At 74.2% G+C, this 19,052-nt stretch carries 11 protein-coding genes; 2 read left to right on the top strand and 9 right to left on the bottom strand.

All coding sequences use genetic code 11. The features are described 5' to 3' along the window. Window positions 1-38 precede the first annotated feature (38 nt). The gene (locus BXA11_RS03175) at window positions 39-1,619 is read left to right on the top strand and encodes a stealth family protein (RefSeq protein ID WP_143734056.1); all 1,581 of its coding nucleotides are present in this window, start codon (window positions 39-41) and stop codon (window positions 1,617-1,619) included. Here BXA11_RS03175 and BXA11_RS03170 read toward each other — a convergent pair. From BXA11_RS03170 to BXA11_RS03150, 5 genes are all read right to left on the bottom strand, one after another. Then, window positions 1,586-3,265 carry a glycosyltransferase family 39 protein gene (locus BXA11_RS03170; RefSeq protein WP_076432586.1) on the bottom strand — a complete coding sequence of 560 codons (1,680 nt, stop codon included), beginning with the start codon at window positions 3,263-3,265 and terminating at the stop codon, window positions 1,586-1,588. The two genes, BXA11_RS03175 and BXA11_RS03170, sit on opposite strands and share 34 nt — an antisense overlap. Continuing rightward, window positions 3,262-6,246, bottom strand: a complete 2,985-nt coding sequence (locus BXA11_RS03165) for a bifunctional glycosyltransferase/CDP-glycerol:glycerophosphate glycerophosphotransferase (RefSeq protein ID WP_159454726.1) — start codon at window positions 6,244-6,246, stop codon at window positions 3,262-3,264. Before BXA11_RS03165 ends, BXA11_RS03170 begins: the two co-directional genes overlap by 4 nt. 104 nt (window positions 6,247-6,350) lie before the next feature. Then, complete coding sequence (locus tag BXA11_RS03160; RefSeq protein ID WP_076432581.1) at window positions 6,351-9,800, bottom strand: bifunctional glycosyltransferase/CDP-glycerol:glycerophosphate glycerophosphotransferase; 3,450 nt, start codon at window positions 9,798-9,800, stop codon at window positions 6,351-6,353. Between the two features lie 194 nt (window positions 9,801-9,994). Next, a complete protein-coding gene (locus BXA11_RS03155; RefSeq protein ID WP_083743917.1) occupies window positions 9,995-11,617 on the bottom strand; it encodes a glycosyltransferase family 2 protein in 1,623 nt (540 codons plus the stop codon). Next, window positions 11,593-13,569 (bottom strand): glycosyltransferase family 2 protein, encoded by a 1,977-nt coding sequence (locus BXA11_RS03150; RefSeq protein WP_076432577.1) that lies wholly within the window; start codon window positions 13,567-13,569, stop codon window positions 11,593-11,595. The genes BXA11_RS03155 and BXA11_RS03150 overlap by 25 nt, the downstream gene beginning before the upstream one ends. Before the next feature lie 219 nt (window positions 13,570-13,788). Between BXA11_RS03150 and BXA11_RS03145 the strand changes: the two genes are divergently transcribed. Further along, on the top strand, window positions 13,789-14,523 hold the full coding sequence (locus BXA11_RS03145; RefSeq protein WP_051761786.1) for a polysaccharide deacetylase family protein: 735 nt from the start codon (window positions 13,789-13,791) through the stop codon (window positions 14,521-14,523). Here the strand turns inward: BXA11_RS03145 and BXA11_RS03140 are convergent. The 4 genes from BXA11_RS03140 to BXA11_RS03125 form a co-directional block, all read right to left on the bottom strand. Further along, window positions 14,465-15,682, bottom strand: coding sequence for an acyltransferase family protein (locus BXA11_RS03140; protein WP_239104752.1), 1,218 nt, complete (start codon window positions 15,680-15,682; stop codon window positions 14,465-14,467). The two genes, BXA11_RS03145 and BXA11_RS03140, sit on opposite strands and share 59 nt — an antisense overlap. A gap of 88 nt (window positions 15,683-15,770) precedes the next feature. Then, entirely contained in the window at window positions 15,771-17,318 is a 1,548-nt protein-coding gene (gene guaA, locus BXA11_RS03135; RefSeq protein WP_143734055.1) for a glutamine-hydrolyzing GMP synthase, read from the bottom strand. A gap of 98 nt (window positions 17,319-17,416) precedes the next feature. Further along, window positions 17,417-18,274 (bottom strand): class I SAM-dependent methyltransferase, encoded by an 858-nt coding sequence (locus BXA11_RS03130; RefSeq protein ID WP_076432575.1) that lies wholly within the window; start codon window positions 18,272-18,274, stop codon window positions 17,417-17,419. 39 nt (window positions 18,275-18,313) lie between these two features. Further along, window positions 18,314-19,021 carry a TetR/AcrR family transcriptional regulator gene (locus BXA11_RS03125; RefSeq protein WP_076432573.1) on the bottom strand — a complete coding sequence of 236 codons (708 nt, stop codon included), beginning with the start codon at window positions 19,019-19,021 and terminating at the stop codon, window positions 18,314-18,316. Between the last annotated feature and the right edge of the window lie 31 nt (window positions 19,022-19,052).

Here is a 19,052-nt window from a genome sequence, read left to right as displayed (position 1 = left end):
TGGCCGATCGGTTACAGTCCGTGTTCGAGGGGGAGACCATGCCCGTTGTCACGTTGTACCGGCGGCTGCAGGGGCGGCTGCCGTCATGGGAGCCCGCACCGCGTGCCGCTCTCATCCGCGCGGACGCGGGTCCGCTGCAGGCCCAGCGTGAAACGCTGGACGTGGTGTGCGCGCTGCTGGGCGAGGCGGATGTGCCGTACTTCTGCGTGCGCCCGCTGCCCAACCGGCCGCCGGTGATCGCCGTGCCCGAGGACGACCGCACACGCGCGCTCGCCGCGCTCGCGGCCGGCCGTCATCCGCTGTTCGCGGCGCGGCAGCCGTACGGCAGGCAGGGCGCGCGGGCACGTCAGGCGGACGCGGGCCGGATGCGCCCGGTGCGGCGCGCGGCCGCGCTGCTCGGCGACGCCAAGGTCGTGCGGCTGGCGATGTATTTCGCCAGTCCGTCGCGCACGCTGACACTCGGCCCGGAGCACGGATGCGACCTGGAGTTCTGGGCCCGGGAGGGTGACGAGCTGGTCGCCCCGAGGCCGAACCCCGCCTGCGACCGCGTCCCCGCCGAAGGCCCTGACGTGGACGGCGGCGAGGAGCTGTTCACTCCGCTGGCGTGCGCCGCCCGCAGGGCCCGCGCCTACCGCACCCGGCCCGAGTTCGTCCGGCGGCTGCTGGACGACATCGACTTCCCGATCGACGTCGTCTACACATGGGTGGACGGCGCCGACCCGGCCTGGCGGGCGCGCCGGCACCAGGCCGAACGCGCCGAGGCGCTGCGCACCGGCGCCGCGCCGAGCGAGATGGCGACCACGGAGGCCCGGTTCACCAGCAGGGACGAGCTGCGTTACTCGCTGCGCTCCCTGCTGATGTACGCCCCCTGGATCAACCGGATCTGGATCGTCACCGACGGTCAGACGCCGCCCTGGCTCGACACCACGCACCCGATGGTCGCGGTGGTCGACCACAAGGAGATCTTCACCGACCCGTCGGTGCTGCCGGTGTTCAACTCCCACGCCATCGAGACGCAGCTGCACCACATCGACGGGCTCAGCGAGCACTTCCTGTATTTCAACGACGACTTCTTCCTGGGCCGGCCGCTCGCTCCCCGGACGTTCTTCGAGGGCAACGGCATCACCCGCTTCTTCCCCAGCACCGTCCACGTGCCCTTCGGCGTGCCGGAGACCGAGGAGTCCCCGGTACACGCCGCCGGCATGAACAACCGGCGCATCCTGGAGAACCTGACCGGCCGCACCATCACCCAGAAGCTCAAGCACGTGCCCTACGCGCTGCGCCGGTCGGTCATGTACGAGCTGGAGGGGCGGTTCGCGACGGAGTTCACGGCGACCGCCCGCAGCAGGTTCCGCACGTCACGGGACATCTCGGTGGTGTCCTCACTGGCGCACTACTACGGCTACCTGAGCGGGCGGGCGGTCCCCGGCACGGTCGACTACACCTATGTCGACCTGTCGCTGCCGAAGACGCCGGTCAAGCTGCGCCGGATGCTGGCCCGGCGCAGACACGACGTGTTCTGCCTCAACGACACCGCCCCCACGACGATCGAGCAGGACGCGCTGCTGGCGCGGTTCCTGGAGGCCTACTTCCCCACCCCGGCGCCGTTCGAGCGGTGAGCGGGCCGCAGGTCGTACCTGTCCACGAACAGGCCGCGGAAGGTCCAGCGGCCTGCCGGGGCGAACGAACGGGCGACCAGGGCGCGCCTGCGGGCGGGCAGCGCGTTCTTGCCCGTGTGGCCGACCACCCAGAGCGTGTGCAGGCTGTCGAGGCGGGCGGCGAGTACCCGGGGGCCCACCTCGCGGCCCGGGAAGCTGCCGTCCCGCTCGGGTGACCGGGCCAGCGCCACGTCGCGGAGCCTGCCGAGAACCGACGGGTAGACCGCTTCGTACTTCCTGACCTTGGCGGGGACGAACAGCACCCCGTCCCCCGGCTTCGCCTCCGCCGCCAGCAGCGCCATGACCGGCCGCGGATCGTCCTGCCTGCCGTCGGGCCCCCGTGTGGCGAGCTGTCCGGGAACCGACAGGCCGAGCCAGGCGGTCAGCACGGCGGCGGCGAGACCGGGGGGCAGCGCGGCCAGGCCCGCCCCGGCGAGCAGCGCCGCCGCGGGGACGCAGCAGAAGACGTAGCGGAACACGTACACGGGATGGACGGCCCACGAGGCCACGAGCAGCACCAGAGCAGGCACGAGCAGCCACGGCAGCGTCAGCCGCACGAGCGCGGCCGGCGTCTGCGCACGCTCTTCAGCGGGAGCCTCGGCACGCTTCCCAGCGGGCTCTGCTGCCGGGTTGTCCGCGGGGCTTTCGGCGCGGCGGGCCGCGTGCGCCCGGCGGACGCCCGCGACCGCGGCATACCCGAGGCCGAAGAGCGCGAGCGCCCAGGTCAGGGGGGCCACTCCGGGTCCCGTCGCCCCGCCGAGGTCGCCGGACAGCTGGACGGCGAGGCCGCCGACATCGGCCGCGTCCGGCCGGGGAATCCACCCCACCTGCGCGCTCTGCCGGGAGCCGAGCCAGGCCAGCGGCGCCACGGCCGCCAGGGCCGGTGCCGCCGCGCACGCCCACCGCAGCAGCGGGCCCCTCGACAGGATCACGGCGAGGCCGTGCGCCCCCACCAGCAGGAACGCGAACAGGTTGAGGTAGGCGAGCACGGTCAGCGCCGCCGCGTACGCCGCCAGGACCGCCGACGTGGGCGAGCGCAGCAGGCGCAGCAGCAGCAGAGTCACGCCGACGGCCGCCGCCGCCGTCATCGCGTACGGACGGGCCTCCTGGACATACCTGGAGAAGATGGGCATGAGGGCCAGCAGCGCACCGCCGTAGAGGCCTGCCCGGGGCGCGCCGAGCGCGCGGCCGATCGCGCCGGTCCCCGCGGCCGCCAGCGCGCCCGCGACGACGGACGGGATCCGCAGCGCCACCTCGGCGGTGCCGGACAGCCCCGCGACCATGTGCATCAGCGCGTAATACAGGCCGTGCACCGCGTCGACCGACTGCAGCAGGTGCGCCAGCTGGGGAAGGGTGCGGCCGGCCGCGCTGACGGTGGCCGCCTCGTCCCGCCACGGCGGCGGCCCGCCGAGGTCCCACAGCCCGGCCGCCAGCGCGAGAAGGGCGGGCACGACGATCACGACGGAGGGCCGGTCCAGCCGGGCGGGCCGCTCGGGCGCCTCGGCGGGACGCCCCGCGGCTGTCGCGGGCGCGACGCGCCGCGACGGCGCCTCGGCCGTACGGCGGAGCGGACGGCCGCCGGCGGCCTGCCGGGCAGGGCGGGTCATGGCCGCAGGCGCGCGACCACGCGCGCCGAGGCGTGCCCGTCGTCCCAGGGGCAGTATCTGCGGGCGAACCGCTCGTAGCGCGCCGCGAACTGCCCGAGGTCGCCGTGCCGCAGCACGTCGAGCACGTCGTCGCCGGTCCTGAGCACGGGCCCGGGGGCCTCGGCCTCGAAGTCGAAGTAGAAGCCGCGCACCTCGTCGCGGTAGCGCTCCAGGTCGTGCGCGAAGAACACCATGGGCCTGCCGGTGCACGCGAAGTCGAACATCGCCGACGAGTAGTCCGTGACCAGCACGTCCGCGGCGGCCAAGAGATCCGCCATGTCCGGAAATGTGGAGACATCGTGGATGCGGTCGCCGTCCGGGATCGTCATGTCCCGCGCCACCAGATAGTGGGTCCGCACGAGCAGCACGTCGTCGTCGCCCAGCGCCCCGGCCGCCCTGACCGGGTCCAGCGCGAGCCGGCCGGTGGTGTCGTCGTCCCGCCAGGTCGGCGCGTAGAGGATGACCCGCCGGCCGTCCGGCAGGCCCAGCCGCCGCCGGACCGCGCGGCCACGTGCGGGATCGAAGAGCACGTCGTTGCGCGGGTAGCCCGACTCCAGGACCTCCCCCTCGTAGCCGAACGCGCCGCGCAGCGCGGAGGTGGCGAACGGGCTCGGCGACAGCAGCAGGTCCCAGGTCGCCACCTGCCGCGCCAGTTCGTCGCGCGGCACCCGCTGCGCGGACGGCATGTCGTCGAGGTCGAGCCCCAGGCGCTTGAGCGGCGTGCCGTGCCAGGTCTGCACGACCGTCTGCCCGCGCGGCTTGCGATACCAGCCCGGCTGGGTGCGCCGGTTGGCCACGACGAAGCGGCTGGTGCGCAGCGCCTCCTCGTGCTCGCGCGAGCCGAACAGGACCAGGCGCACGCCCGGCGGGACCGTGAACTGCCCGTCCCTGGTGACCCAGACGATCTCCATGTCAGGGTGGCGGCGCGCCAGCTCCTCCGAGACGGCCCGGGGATTGCACGAGTACTGCCCGCCGCCGTAGCTGTCGAACACCGCCGCGTTCCGCAGGGCCGTGCGTCGCGGCGCCGCCGCCCGCCGCCTGCGCGTCGCGTACGGCCCGCGCTCGTGCGGGCCGAGCGCAGGGCGCACGGCGAGGCTCAGGTCGCCGTCGCGCGAGGTGCGGACCGCCGTCTCGTGGAAGCCGGTGACCCGCGGCCTCGGCGGGTCGGCGATCAGCGCCGGGCTGACGCGCACGCGCTCGTCCCCGCCCGCCGGTGACAGGGCGAGCACCCGCCAGGTGCCGCTGCGGAGCGGAAGTCCCTCGGCCGTTCTGCCGATGACGGCCGTCCACGTCGCCTCGTCCCTGCGCACCGGCCAGGAGTGCCGCTCCGCGCCGCACTCGAGGACGATCCGGTCCGCCGCGCACCTGCCCGTCCCCTCCAGGACCAGCTCGCCGGACTCCGTCCACCGGACTGCGCTTATTGTGCCGCCGGACTCCGTCCGGCCGACCGTGCTCACGAGGCCGCCGGGATCGGGCTGCGGGCCGACGGGATCGGGCTGCGGGCCGCCGCCGGCGCGAGGGCCGAGCGTGAGCCCGCGGTCGCGGGTGAGGGAGACCCGGACGTTCCCGGCGTCGAAGACGCGCTCGCCCGGGGCTCCGGTCGCCCGGCCCGCCCGGATCACGCCCCGCGCCCGGACCCGCGCGTGCAACGCCCACCGGCCGGCGGGCAGGGTGTCGAGGGCGATCACGGTCTCGAAGCCGGAGTCGTCGTGGCAGGCGACCGACTGACGGGAGTCCGCGGTCACGTCGGGCCTGCGGGTCCGCTGAACCGGCAGAGTGATCCGCTCCTCCCCACGCTGGAGCCACAGCTCGATCCGGCTGCGCCCGCTGTCCAGGTGGGCGATGTACGCGTGGCCGGTCAGGGCGATCCTGCCGTCCGCGTGCCGTACATCGTCCACACAGGCGACGAGCCGCAGGTCGCGGGTGGCATCGAACAGCGAGCGCGGAAGCCGGGGGTCGCGGCGGAAGGGGTAGTCGAGATACCAGCGGCGGGGCCGCAGCCCCCGCCGGAGCACGCCCCGGTGCCTGATCTCCGACGCGGCGAACGTCCGCAGCTCCGCCAGCTCGCCGGTCATGCCGTGCGCGGCGAAGTGGATCTGGAGCCTTCTCAGGACCGGCAGCCGTTCCACCGCGCCGGGGTCCAGGCGGCCCAGGCGGCCCAGGACCTCGGCGAGCCGGTCGGGAACCCGGTCGCGCACGGCATCCAGCACGGCCGCGAGGTCGGGCCCCTCCGCCAGGCGCAGGTCGTAGGCCGTGCGCAGCTGCGGCGCGCGCCGTGCGAGCAGGTCCGACACCTCCAGCATCGCCTCCAGGCGGCGCAGCGGGTCGGCCGACGTCCGGGAGCCGCGCGTGAGGCAGACCACGTCGCCGAGCACGTCGGCCGAGGTGGACAGCACGTGCGCGGGAATCGTCACCGGGAAGTCCTCGCCCAGGCCCGCCGTGAAGGCGAAGCCGTGCCGGTTCCAGAACTCCCGGCGGAACACCGTGCCGCCCGCCCGCGGCTCGTCCAGCAGCTTCTGGTGCCGGGTGATGTGCGTGCGCAGCCTGGCCTTCTGCGCCGGGACGGGCGTCCGGTCCCACGCATGCGGCGTCCAGGTGCGGATCCGGCCGCAGGCGAGGTCGGAGCCGGTGTGGTCGAGTGCGCCGACCAGCGCACGGTAGGCGTCCGCGGGGACGACGGAACCGGGGTCGGCGAAGGCGAGGTAGCGCCCGGTGGCGAAGGTCGCGCCCGCGTTGCGCGCCGTGCCGGGGTCGTCGCCGCCGTCGCCGAGCGTGAGGAGCGTGAACCTGTGGTCGGGCGGGCGAAGGCCCTGCGGGCGGCCGACGAGGATCACCTCCAGGTCGTCCAGGGTCTGGTCGCGCAGGGATTCGAGGCACTCCTCGGCGTGTTCCTCCCCGCCGTGCAGGGGGACGACAACCGAGAGCCTGACAGGCACCGTCACGCCGTCAGGATGCCGACGGGCGGTGTCGCGCCACCGGTCCATCCCCATGGCCTTACCGTCGCTTGGGCAGCTCTTGACCTACCAGGGCGGCACGCGCGCGGCGGTCAGCCGAACAGGGCGTCCACCACCCGGCGGGCGGCCTGCCCGTCGGCCATCGGGCGATACCGCGCCAGGAACGCGGCGTACGCGTCCCGGTGCTTGTCCACGAGCTCGTCGAGGTGCGCGAGCGCGTCGAGCACCTCCCCCTCGCGCGGCAGCACCGGCCCCGGCGCCTCGGGCAGGAACCACAGGTCCCGCGGCCGGCCGGCGTGCAGGAGCACCGGGCGTCCCGTCACGGCGAAGTCGAACACCGCCGCCACGTCCCCGGCGATCAGGACGTCGGCGGCGAGGTACAGCTCGTGCGGGTCCGGATAGCCGGTGAGGTCGCGGAGCCGATCGTCGTCCGGCCCGGCGTCCGTGTGACGGCGGACCAGCAGGACGTGGTCCTCCGGAAGCCCGGCCGCCAGGCGTCCGGCGTCGAGCGTGTCGTGCTCCCCCGCGACGTACAGCAGGACGCGGGCGCGCTCAGGCAGGCCGAGGCGGCGCCGCACCACGGCGGCGCGCTCCCTGGCGCCGGGCCCGGTCAGCAGGTCGTCGCAGGGCAGGCCGGTCTCCAGCTCCTCTCCCTCGAAGCCGAACGTCCGCCGCAGCAGCGGCGTCCACCACGGCCCCGCGGAGACGAGGTGGGTCCACTGACTCGCGCGGAAGCCGCCCGCCGCACCGGTCGCGGAACCGCCGGCAGAACCGGCGGCAGGGCGCTCGCAGGAACCGCGCGCCGAGATGCCGGCCGCGTATACAGGCTGCTGCCAGGTCTGCACGACCACCTGGCCGGGCCTGCGCTCGAACCACGGCGGCAGCGGCGCGTCGGTGACGACGTAGCGGCACCGGGCGAGGGCCTCGTAGTGCTCGCGTCCCAGCATGCGCACCGATTCGACGTCGCCGGGCAGGGCGACCTGGCCGTCCCGCACGTTCCACAGCAGCGACAGGTCGGTCCCCCGGCGGCGCAGTTCCTCGCAGACCGCCCTCGGGCTGCCGCCGAAGCGGATGCCCGCGCCGCCGTCGAACAGGACGGCGTCCCGCAGCGGCCTGTCCCTCATCTGGGGGTAGGTCCTCGTACGCAGCGCCCGCTGGGCCTTCCTGCCGCGCTCGTCGGCGGTCAGGTCGCCGCTCACGGTCAGCACGGCCCGGCCCGGACCCGACGTGACGACCCCGAACGTGCGGCGGGCCGTCTGATGCGCCGCCGGCAGGTCCGTGTCGAACTCCAGCGGCAGGTCCGTCCACTCTCCCCCAGCAGCGCGCGCCCGGATCGCCAGGGCGTACCGGCCGCGCGGCAGCGGCAGCCGCCCTGAGGGCGAGGCGACCTGCTCGGGTGTCAGCCTCGTCCGGAAGCGGGTTCCCGCTCCCTCGATCGGCAGCAGCCACTCCTCGCGCCGGGAGGGGGCGCGGGTGGCGGGGTCGAGGGCGGCCACGACCAGCGCCGACAACTCGTGGGGCGCCGCGATGCCGCCCTCGATGAGCAGCTCGCCGCCTCCCCCCCGGCGTGCGGGCAGCCATTCGGCGAGGTCGGCGTAGGCCGCGACGGGCTGGTCCCGCAGCACCAGACCGCCGGTGCGGTCGCGGGTCACGACGATCTCCCGGCCGGCCAGGCCGTACCGGCCGGTGGGCACGTCCTCGGCGACGGTCACGGGCGTCACGGCGCCGTCGGCGGCCCGCACCTCGACCTCCCACCACGTCTCGGGCGCGGCGACCTCGTCCGGCACGGCGACCTGCGGGGCCCGGGACGCCGGCAGCAGGTCGCGCAGGTCGACGGCGGCCTCGAACGTACGCCGGTCGACGTGCACGGGATAGGTGCGGGGGACGCCTCCCGGACGCCGGGTGACCTGGAGCACCGGGCTCGGGCCGAGGTCGTTGACGACGTGGCCCACCAGGCGCAGGCGGCCGTCCCGCACCTCCCCGGTGACGACCCGGGCGGTCTCCCGCTCGGCCCTCAGCACGAGGACGCCGGTCTCCCCGAGCAGCGGGGCGACGTAGTGGTCGGACCCCACGGCGCGATACCCCGCCTGCTCGACGGTCGAGGCGGCGGCGCGCGGGTCGGTCAGTCGCCCGCGCCGCAGGACGCCCCGGTGGAGCACGCGCAGCTCGACGTGCCACCGTCCGAGCCGGCCCGGCCTGGCCAGCGCCGCGGGGTCGACGGCGATCCGGAAACCGCCCCAGTCGCGCTCCTTCGACTTCGTGGACACCCGGGACCTGGTGACCGAGGCCGGCACCCGGACGCGCCGTCCGGTCCGCTCGTGGACGAGGGTGGCGAAGACCTGCTGATGGACCCGGCGAGTGGGGCGCAGGAACGGCGGGGCCGCGCGTCCCTCCACGACGAGCACGCCGTCCTCCCAGCAGACCGCGTCGATGCGGTGGCGCGGGACGAGTTCGTCCCTGGCCCTGGTCACGGCGGCGGGGAACTCCCGGTCGGCGGAGCGGGCGAGGGGCACGTTCAGGTGGTGGCCGCCCATCCTGCGGACGAGCCGCCGGTCGGGCGTCACCTCCCGGTCCCAGGCCAGGACCTCCAGCAGATCGGCCATGCGGCGCAGGCGCACCAGATGCCACTGCACGCGCCGCAGCGCGGGCAGCCCGTCGAGCACGGGGGACGCCACGTCCTCCAGGTAGAGGCCGGCGAGGTCGAGGAAGCGCTCCCGGAACGCCGGGGAGGCCTGGTCGAGCACGTCGAGGAAGTTCGTGAGGTCGCCGTCGAGCACGGCGTGGTCCCAGGCGTGGATGTGCGCGGTGAAGTTGTGCTCGCTGAGGAAGCGGCGGACCTCGGTGACGGCGGCGAACCGGTCCTCCAGGTGCGCGGCCCGCGTCTTGTCCTGGGTGATGGAGCGGCCGCCGTCCTCACGCCGCCGCCACAGGTAGACCGGCGTGGGCAGCACGTCCACGGCCCGCGCCAGGAAGTGGGCGCGCAGGGCCACCGCGATGTCCTCGTACAGCACGCCTTCGGGGAAGGCGAACCCGTGGGCGTCCCAGAACGAGCGGCGCCACAGCTTGTTGGTGACCAGGCGGTCGCGCAGGAGCGCGTGCGTCCGGGTGATGTGGGTGGCCGACGCGGCGTCGGTGAAGACGGCCCGGTGCAGGGCCGACTGGCGGGCGCCGCGCCCGTCGAGGCGGAGCACGTTGCCCGTGGCGAGGTCCGACCCTGTCCGCTCCAGAGACGCCAGGAGGCATTCGAGGGCGTGCGCCGGCAGCAGGTCGTCGCTGTCGAGGAACATCAGGTGCTCCCCGGTCGCGTGCCGCACGCCCGTGTTGCGCGCCGCCCCGAGCCCCGCGTTGGCCTGGCGGACCAGCCGGAACCTGCCGTCACGCGCCGCGAAGGCGGCGGCGATCTCGGCGCTGCCGTCGGGCGAGCCGTCGTCGACCATGACGACCTCGATGTCCTGCCAGGTCTGCGCCGCGACCGAGGCCAGGCAACCGGCGAGGTACGGTTCCACGTCGTAGATCGGGATGATCACGCTGAGGCGGGGCACGGGCGCTCCTTAGGGTCGGCGAAACGGCGGACGGAGACACGAGCGATCCGGAGGGGCGCGCCGCCGGTCTGGAGTGAGGAGCGCGCGGGGAGCGAGGAACGAGCGACTCCGAGCGACGAGCGCTGTGTCCCCGCGCGCCTGCGGCACGACCGGCGGGTGTAAGCGCCCCGATGGTGAGCGGGAAACACAGCGGCTCAGGCCGGGCGCACGAGCACGCGCAGGCGCCTGCGGAGCAGCCGGGCGGTGCGGCGCAGTGGCCGGGCGCCGGACCGGCCCTGGCGGCGGGAGCGGCGCCCCGCCCTCACGCCTCCGGCTTCGCCGGTGGCGTCCGTCACTGCGCGGCCGGGCACAGGCGGCGCGGTGGTCGCGGCGAGCGTGGCGGGCAGGAACCCCCATTTGTCGCCGGCGTCCCACACCGTGCCGTACATCTCGTGGACGAGGTCGCCGAGGTCGTCCCCCGGCCCGGCGCAGTGGCGGGCCCGGCTCATCGCGGCGGTGCGCTCCAGCCGGGCGTGCACGACGCGGCCGTCCTCGCGCTCGTCCAGCGCGAGCGAGACGATCCCGAGCCGCTGCCGGTCGGCGTGCTTGACCACCGCACCGATGGTGCCCCGCGACGGCACCCAGCCGGGCGGGCAGTGGAAGCGGAACGGCATGGGGAAGCAGTCGTCCGGCACGGCCTCGCGGAACCGCACGCGCGGCTCGCCCTGATAGCAGGCGAGCACCAGGCGCAGGTCGAGCGAGGGGTCGCCGAGCGGGTCGCGCCGCCCTCCGCCGAGCCGTCCCCACGGCCCGACGACCGTCACCCGCACGTCGGGCAGCCGCCCGGCGAGCACGGCGTCGACGGTCGCCCTGACCTCCTCGAACGACGCGTCCCCCACCTCGACCACGACCTCCACGTACGGCACGAGGTAGGTGCGGTGGGGGTGCCTGCGCAGCCAGCGGAAGCTCGGGACGCGCTCGGCGAGATGGGGCCAGTTGTGCCGCTTCACGTCGGGCTCGCGGCGCATGACCGTGGACCGGCCGAGGTGCCAGCACCGGCTGCGGCGGTCGGGCACGAACACGGCCCCCGCCTGGGCCAGCCGGTAGCCGAGCTCGGTGTCCTCGCCGAGGACGAGCGAGGCGTCGAGCCCTCCGGCGGCGCGCAGCAGGCGTGCGGGCAGCGACGCCGTGGCCCCCACCATGACGGAGAACGCGCTGAAACCGGCCGTCCGCAGGTCGTCGGTCTGGTCCCAGCGCCGCTCGGTCCACTGCGGCGTGGCGTCCTCCTCCGAGAAGAGCTTGGGCACCGCACCCGCCTCGACGGCAGCGAGCACCTCGCTCGCCGGGATCTCGTCGATGCCGGGCACGAACCGCAGGTGCCCGAGCACGACCAGGTAGTCGGCCAGGTGGTGCCAGCGCATCTGGGCCTCCACGTGCTCGGGGAACAGCACGAGGTCGGCGTCCAGGTAGAGGATCACCTCGCCCTCGGCCGCCTCGGCCCCCGCCGCGCAGGCGCTCGCCCTCCCCCACGCCCCGCCGCGCGGGCGGACCACCCGCAGCCGCTCCGGCAGCGGCCCGGCCGACGACTCTGCCGGCGGCTCCATGGGCCGCTCGCCGTCGTCCACCACCACGACCTCCATGAGGTGGGCCGGGTAGGTCTGCCGGGCCAGGCTGGCCAGCGTCAGCGGCAGCGTGCGCTCCGCGCGGTACGCGGGGATCACCACGCTCACCGTGAGCGTCGGGGTCCACTCCCCCGGCGCGGGCGGCTCTCCGAGCACCCCGTAGTCGTTGAGCGGGATGCGCGCAGCCCCCGTCACGTCCTCACGTCCGCGCGCCATCGGGCACCGTCCTCCATCAGTTCGTTGAAGACCAGCCCACGCCACTGCTCCTGATAGGACGCGAGGAACGACTGCACGGGCTGGCGCCAGGTGTGGCCGTACGCGCTGCGGCGGCGCAGCACGTAACCGAGGCCGTGGGTGCGGTAGATCCGGCCGCCGACGGCCTCCACCGCCTGCAGCAGCTGGCCGTCCACCGTCCTCGCCAGGGGCCGGAAGCCGCCGGCCGCCTCGAACGCCGCCCGGGTGACCAGCATCGTGCCCCCGGCCACCAGCGGCACGAACCGCTCGGTGCCGATGCACCTCCTGATCGTCACGTCGAGCGGCTCCAGATAGACGAACTCGGCGGCCGAGCCGACGAGGTCGGCCCCGCTGTAGCGCCGGGCGAGCAGGAGGTCGGCGAGGTGGTCCGGCCCGTACCAGTCGTCGTCGTCCACCTTGGCGAGGTACGACCCGGAGGCGGCGGCCGCCATCCGGTTCAGGACCTCACCGAACGGCGTCGCGGCGGGGGCCTCGATCACGGTGATCGGCAGCCGCGTGCGGGGGATCGCCGCCTCCCGCGCGGTGAAGCCGTGGAGCCCCACGATCAGCTCGGCGCTCACGCCGCGCTGGCGCTCCATCTGCTCGACCGCGAACGGCACCATCTCCGGGCGTCGCGTGCACAGCAGGATCGAGACCCTCGGGTCCGGCGGCACCGGCAGACCGGCGCTCAGGGCCAGACGCCGCCAGCGGGCGGCGGCCCCGTGCTCGCGCAGCGCGGCCCTGCGCAGCCGGATGCTCAACTCCTCGCGGCGCAGGTCGGACGCGAGCGCCTCGCCGGTCACGGGAGCGAGCGCGGCGGCGAGGGCGGGGCCCAGCGCCCGGTCACGGGCGGGATCCGGCGCGGCGAGCACCGGGATCCCGGCGGCCGAGAGGGCGGCCACGACGCGGGCGACCCCACTCGCCCGCCCTTCCTCACCTGCCTGCGGGCCGGGCACCTCGATGCCGCGCACGTCCCGCAGGCGGGCGATGTCCACGTCGGTGACCCGCCCGGAGGCCGGGAGCCGTACGAGCCGGTCCGCGCCGAGGGTGACGGCGAACCCCTCGCGGTGTGCGGCGAGCGCCGCGATCCCCAGCGCGGGATTCCGGCGGAATCCGATGGGGTTGACCACGGCCTCGTCCAGCGGAGGCAGCAGGCCGTCGACCACCGCACCGGCGACGCCAGAACCCGTAACCACAGCGCCCGTAACCACAGCGCCCGCACCCACAGAGCCGGCGACAGGGCCGTCCGGCTCTGCCCGGCGCAGCGGCAGGTCGCAGCCGGGGGCGTCGCGACGGTCCGGCACCGGCCCGCCGGGCGGCGACAGCGTGATGTTGGGGTCGCCGGGCCGCCAGTCGGCCGTGGCGCCGCCTTCCAGCCCCGCCACAGGAGTGGCCGCCTCGCAACCGCCGAACAGGCCGTTCACGACGTGGGCCACGACGTCACCGGCCGGCACCGGCTCGGTGAAGGCGGCGTCCAGATGCCAGCCGCGGCCCCGGCGGGCCACCCGCATCTCCGTCAGGTGCCGCCAGCAGGCGCCCGGCGCGGCGACCGGCAGCGGCTGGGCCGCCCAGGACGGCACATCGGCGACGGCGATCCGCACCCGCGTCGCCGCAGGCAGCAGGCCGCGCAGCGGCACCGCCCTGCGCAGATCGGCCGGGGAGCGCGCGGCGAGCAGGACGCATCCGATCGCGCCGGTTCCGTCCGGCGCCGCACCCTGTGCCGCGTCCTGTGCCGCGTCCTGTGCCGCGCCCTGTGCCGCGTCCTGTGCCGCGTCCGTGTCGTTCGCCGGGACCACCGGCATACCGGGGACGGGAACGTCCTCCAGCGGGATCCAGGGGCCGGCGAAGCCCTCGACGAGGCGGCCGAGCAGCGCGGGACAGGACTCGAACCCGATCCACGTCCCCCATGCCGACCGGGTGGCGGTTCGCGTCACCCGCCCTCCTCACGCTGCCCGGTTCCTCTTCCGACCGGCCCAGCATCGCGAACCCCACTCGTGCGGGGGCAGGCTTAGTCCCTTCCTTGGCCGAAGGTTTAATCGCTCCCGTCCCAGGTGGACAAAGGTTTCTGGCCCGTACGAAACCGGACTGAAGAGGAGGAAGCAACCCGAAGCGCGTTACGATGCCGCGTTATAGATCCCCCCGAGGAGTACCCCATGGCTGTACGTCGTCTGATCCCTCTGGCCGTCGCGTGCGTTCTCGCCGCGGCCGCCGCCACTCCTGCGCAGGCTCGCGGGACCGATGAGCCGTACTGCGCGACCCACAAATGCATCGCCCTGACCTTCGACGACGGTCCGGGGCCGTACGTGCAGACGCTGCTGAAGACCCTCTCCGAATACAAGGCGAAGGCGACGTTCTTCGTCATCGGCTCGGAGGTGAAGAAGCACCCGAAGCTCACTCAGCTGATCGCCAAGTCGGGCCACGAGATCGGCAACCACTCGTGGGACGGCACCTATCTGACCTCACTCAAGTACGCCGATATCAACAAGAAGATCGGCGACACCCAGCGGCTGATCCAGAAGACGACGGGCAAGGCGCCGAAGCTCTTCCGGGCGCCCGGCGGGCTGCGCAACGGCGGCGTGGAGGAGATCACCGCCAAGCTCGGGCTCATCCAGGTACCCGGCACGACCGCCACGAAGGACTACATCAAGGACTACCGGCATGTGGACTTCCTCACCAACCGGGCCCTGGACGTGGCCGGCGAGGGCGAGGTCGTGCTGATGCACGAGACGGTCAAGGAGACCGTGGAGTCGATGCCCGAGGTGCTCCAGATGCTGACGGCGGAGGGCTACAGCTTCGTCACGGTGTCCACCCTGCTCGAAGGCCAGGAGCTCACCCCGGGACAGGTATATCCCGACCAGCCGGGCGTGGAGACGACAGCCGTCCACTGATCCGGCGGCCCAGCGCCTGGGCCGGCGCCTCCACGAAGCGATAGGTCAGCCAGCTCAGCGTGAGCAGCGCGACGAGATAGCCGAGCGCGGCGGCCGCCTGACCAACCGGCGTGAGCGACCGCAGGTCGCCCGCGAACGCGTTCAGATACTTGAGCAGCGGGTGGTGCACCAGGTAGACCGAGTAGCTGATCAGGCCGAGCCAGGTCAGCACGCCGGGGACGCGCCGCCCGCGCAGCGCCATGCCGAGCGCGAACGTCCCGCCGGCGAGGACGATCGTGGTGATCCACACGTCGGGCTGCACCCACCACCAGCCCGCCTGGATCGACCACACCGGCGCGGCGGCCACCAGGGCCGCCGCGGCCACGACCGGGCCGAGCCCGCCCGTGCCCCGCTCCCAGCGGTACAGGGCCGTGCCGGTGAACATCACCGCGAGGATGGCCGCCCCGAACCACGGCACGAAGCTGCCGAACATGAGCAGCACGAGCGCCATCAGGCCCAGCGCGTACGCCGCGACCCTGCGGAACCGGCCGGTGATCAGGCAGGCCAGCCCCGCCACGAACAGCACGCAGGCGGCGATGGCGGGCCACGGCCCCGGCAGCAGCGGCGCCGACAGCACCAGCCCGGCGGCGACCGCCACGACGCCGAAGGCGATCGCCAGCGTCCCGCTGCGCCGGTGCACCCCGCCCACGAACAGCGCGGTCACCAGCAGGTAGAACACCATCTCGTACGACAGCGTCCACATCGGATCAGCAAGGGCACCGGTGTGGACGACGTCGAGCAGCATGCTCACGTGCGCGGCCACGGCCGACGGGTGCCGGGGCACCTCCTGACGCACCGGAACCCAGAACGCCATCGCGAGCACCACGGCGATGACCAGCAGATACAGCGGATACAGCCGGAACACCCGGCTGACCCAGAACGCCCCGACCTCGCCCCTCTTCTCCAGGGACGCGGGGATGATGTATCCGCTGACCAGGAAGAAGACCAGCACGCCGTACATGCCGAGGCTGAACCAGTAGGGGCGCAACGACGGCATGAGCCAGGGCAGCGCGTGCTCGGCGACCACCGCCATCGCGCCGATCCCCCGCAGGGCGTCGAGCCAGGCGAGCCTGGAGGCCGTCGCTCCGGACCGAGCGGTGACGGGCTGAGTGGCAATCACCGCGTTACCCTATCCAGCACGGCCGGGATCAATCTGGTTGATCCCCGCTCACATCGCCGCTCGGTGGTATGGAGTCAGTGATTCGGGGTCACTCCCACTCGATGGTGCCCGGCGGCTTGCTCGTCACGTCGAGGACCACCCGGTTGACCTCGCGGACCTCGTTGGTGATCCGGGTGGAGATGCGCGACAGCACGTCGTACGGCACCCGCGCCCAGTCGGCGGTCATGGCGTCCTCGGAGGTCACCGGCCGCAGGACGACCGGGTGGCCGTAGGTGCGGCCGTCGCCCTGCACGCCGACCGAGCGGACGTCGGCGAGCAGCACGACCGGGCACTGCCAGATGTCACGGTCGAGACCGGCGCGGGTGAGCTCCTCGCGGGCGATGGCGTCGGCCTCGCGCAGCAGGTCGAGGCGCTCGCGGGTGACCTCGCCGATGATCCGGATGCCGAGGCCGGGCCCGGGGAACGGCTGGCGCCAGACCATCGCCGCGGGCAGGCCCAGCTCCTCGCCGGCCCGCCGCACCTCGTCCTTGAACAGCGTGCGGAGCGGCTCGACCAGGTCGAACTTGAGGTCCTCGGGCAGCCCGCCCACGTTGTGGTGCGACTTGATGTTCGCGGTGCCGGTGCCGCCGCCGGACTCGACCACGTCCGGGTAGAGCGTGCCCTGCACGAGGAAGTCCACCGGCCCGTCGGCGAGGATCGCGCGCTGCTCGTCCTCGAAGACGCGGATGAACTCCCGGCCGATGATCTTCCGCTTCTCCTCCGGGTCGGTGACGCCCGACAGCGCCTTGAGGAAGCGCTCGGAGGCGTCCACGACGCGCAGCTTGACGCCGGTCACCTCGACGAAGTCGCGCTCGACCTGCTCGGCCTCGCCCTTGCGCAGCAGCCCGTGGTCGACGAAGACGCAGGTCAGCCGGTCGCCGATGGCCCGCTGCACGATCGCGGCGGCCACCGCGGAGTCGACGCCGCCCGACAGCGCGCAGATCGCCCTGCCGTCGCCCACCTGGGCGCGCACGGCCTCCACGGCGTCCTCGACGATGTTGAGCATGGTCCACGAGGGACGGCAGCCGGCCGCCTCCAGGAAGTGCTTGAGCACCTGCTGCCCGTGCTCGGAGTGGAGCACCTCGGGGTGGAACTGCACGCCGTACAGGCCGCGCGAGGGGTCCTCCATCGCGGCAACCGGGGTGGCGGCGGTGGCCGCGGTGACGGCGAACCCGGCGGGGGCGCCGACCACGGAGTCGCCGTGCGACATCCAGACGGTCTGCGCGGCGGGCAGGCCGGCGAACAGCAGGCCCTCCTGGAGGACCTTGAGCGCGGTCCCGCCGAACTCGGCGGAGTCGGTCCTGGCGACCTCGCCCCCGAGCGCCCGGGCCATGGCCTGGAAGCCGTAGCAGATGCCGAAGGTCGGCACCCCGGTCTCGAACAGGCCGTCGGGAACCGGTGGGGCGCCCTCGGCGTACACCGACGAAGGGCCGCCGGACAGGATGATCGCCTTGGGCTTCCTGGCCAGCATCTCCGACACCGGCATCGACGACGGGACGATCTCGGAGTAGACGTGGCACTCACGCACCCGTCGGGCGATCAGCTGCGCGTATTGCGCGCCGAAGTCCACGACGAGAACCGTGTCGAACTCAGACACTGGAAAGGACCCCCATGAAGGCAGCGAGGCGGTAACGCCAGTCTATCGGCGCGGTGACGCTGCCCGCCCGGACGTGCCGCCGCGGGGGACCGATCCCGTCAGGCCCTCCGGCGGGCGTGGGTGATCACCGAGATCCCGCTGCCGGCCAGGGCGTCCGCACGGTCCCGGAGGACGGCGCCGGCGGCGTCGCACTCCGGCGCCTGCTCGACCACCTCGAAGCCGTGCTCCTCCAGCAGGTCCGCCGCCTCTCGCGGGCTCAGGAACGTCAGCCAGGGCTCACCGCTCTCGGCCACCAGCGGCATCAGGGTCTCCGCGTACGCCCGGGCACGCGGGCCGCGCAGGGCCTCGGGCAGCAGGTGGTCCATGACGATCTCGCTGCCGGGGGCGAGGCGGCCGAGCCCGGCCAGCGTGCGCGCGACGGCCTCGCGGGTGAGATAGACGGTCACGCCGAGCCAGCTCGCGAACGCCGGACGAGCGAGGTCGAACCCGTGCGCGACGAGCCGGTCGACGGGGCACTCCCCGGCCTCCATGTCCGCGGGGACGTACGTGAGGCAGGGCGGCGCCGGAAGGCCCGCGCGCGCGATCGCCTCCCGTTTCCAGTGCTGGGTGCCCGGGTGGTCCACCTCGAAGACCTCCACGGGACCCGGGGCCGACCTGCAGGCGTAGGTGTCCAGCCCCGCGCCGAGGATCACGTACTGGCGGACGCCCCGCCGTACGGCGCCGGCCAGGCGGTCCTCGGTGTAGCGGCTTCGCGTGACGACGGCCGCGCGCAGCCCGGCGAGGACGGGATGGCCGGCCGTCTCGCGGTGCGCGCGCACGTAGTGCTCGGCGCACTCCCCCAGCAGGGCGTACGCGAACGGGTCGCGGAAGACCACCGGCTCCCCGTCGACGATCAGGTGGGCGGCGCGTGCCGCCGCCGCGTGGAGCGCGGTCCTGCTGGGCCCCTCGGTCTGCACCCGTCGAGCGTAGACCGCCTCAGCGATCTTGGCGATGGGTCACAGACCGTGCGCCCGCGCGCCGTGCCGCAGCAGCTCGAAGGCGGTGCCGGCGGCGGCGACGGCCTCGCCGTGCACCTCGCCGGCCGTCCGGCCGGACGCCAGCGCCGCGTAGTTGTCCCTGGCCAGGATCTGCCGGACGGCGACGTACTGCGCGGCCACCAGGCGCGACGTCAGGCGCGGCACGGGACCGGGCGTGCTCGCGGGAGCGCCGGGCGCGGGGCCCGCGGCCCCGCCCATCCCGCCCGTCTCGCTCACCGGCTCGCTCATGGGCTCGCTCATCGCCTCCGCCAGCGCCTCGGTGTCCGCCGCGGCGTACTCGGCCACGCGGGACGCCAGGCTGGGGGTGTCGAAGACGAGGCGGTGGTAGGCCATCACCGCAGGGTGGTCGCACAGGCCGGTGGTCGGCTCGCGGGCGTCCAGCCCGGCCATGAAGGCGTCGTGCAGCGCGTCCAGCGGGGTCCGCCCGGCCGGGCGGGCGCGCACCACGGCCGCCGCCTCCCCCCTGTGGTCGGAGATCCGATCCAGGACCAGATCCTCTTTCGAGGGGAAATACCGGAACAGCGTGGGCTTGGAGACCTCCGCCGCGGCCGCGATCTCGGCCACGCCCACCTGGTCGAAGCCGTGTTCCAGGAACATCGCGATCGCGACCTCGGAGATGGCCCGGCGGGTCCGTTCCTTCTTCCGCGTCCGCAGCCCCTCGACCATGCGCACAGGCTAGCAGCCCTGCCGAGAAAAG

Source organism: Microbispora rosea, assembly GCF_900156315.1.
GTDB classification, from domain to species: Bacteria; Actinomycetota; Actinomycetes; order Streptosporangiales; family Streptosporangiaceae; genus Microbispora; species Microbispora rosea.
The sequence above is the reverse complement of the archived record's forward strand: the minus strand, read 5'-3'. Positions and strand labels throughout refer to the sequence as shown.

What these genes read in the sequence shown, in the direction of transcription:
- BXA11_RS03175 (WP_143734056.1), top strand. Translation starts at nt 39, where the DNA reads ATGCCCGTTGTCACGTTGTACCGGCGGCTGCAGGGGCGGCTGCCGTCA.
- BXA11_RS03170 (WP_076432586.1), bottom strand. Translation starts at nt 3,265, where the DNA reads ATGACCCGCCCTGCCCGGCAGGCCGCCGGCGGCCGTCCGCTCCGCCGT.
- BXA11_RS03155 (WP_083743917.1), bottom strand. Translation starts at nt 11,617, where the DNA reads ATGGCGCGCGGACGTGAGGACGTGACGGGGGCTGCGCGCATCCCGCTC.
- BXA11_RS03145 (WP_051761786.1), top strand. Translation starts at nt 13,789, where the DNA reads ATGGCTGTACGTCGTCTGATCCCTCTGGCCGTCGCGTGCGTTCTCGCC.
- BXA11_RS03125 (WP_076432573.1), bottom strand. Translation starts at nt 19,021, where the DNA reads ATGGTCGAGGGGCTGCGGACGCGGAAGAAGGAACGGACCCGCCGGGCC.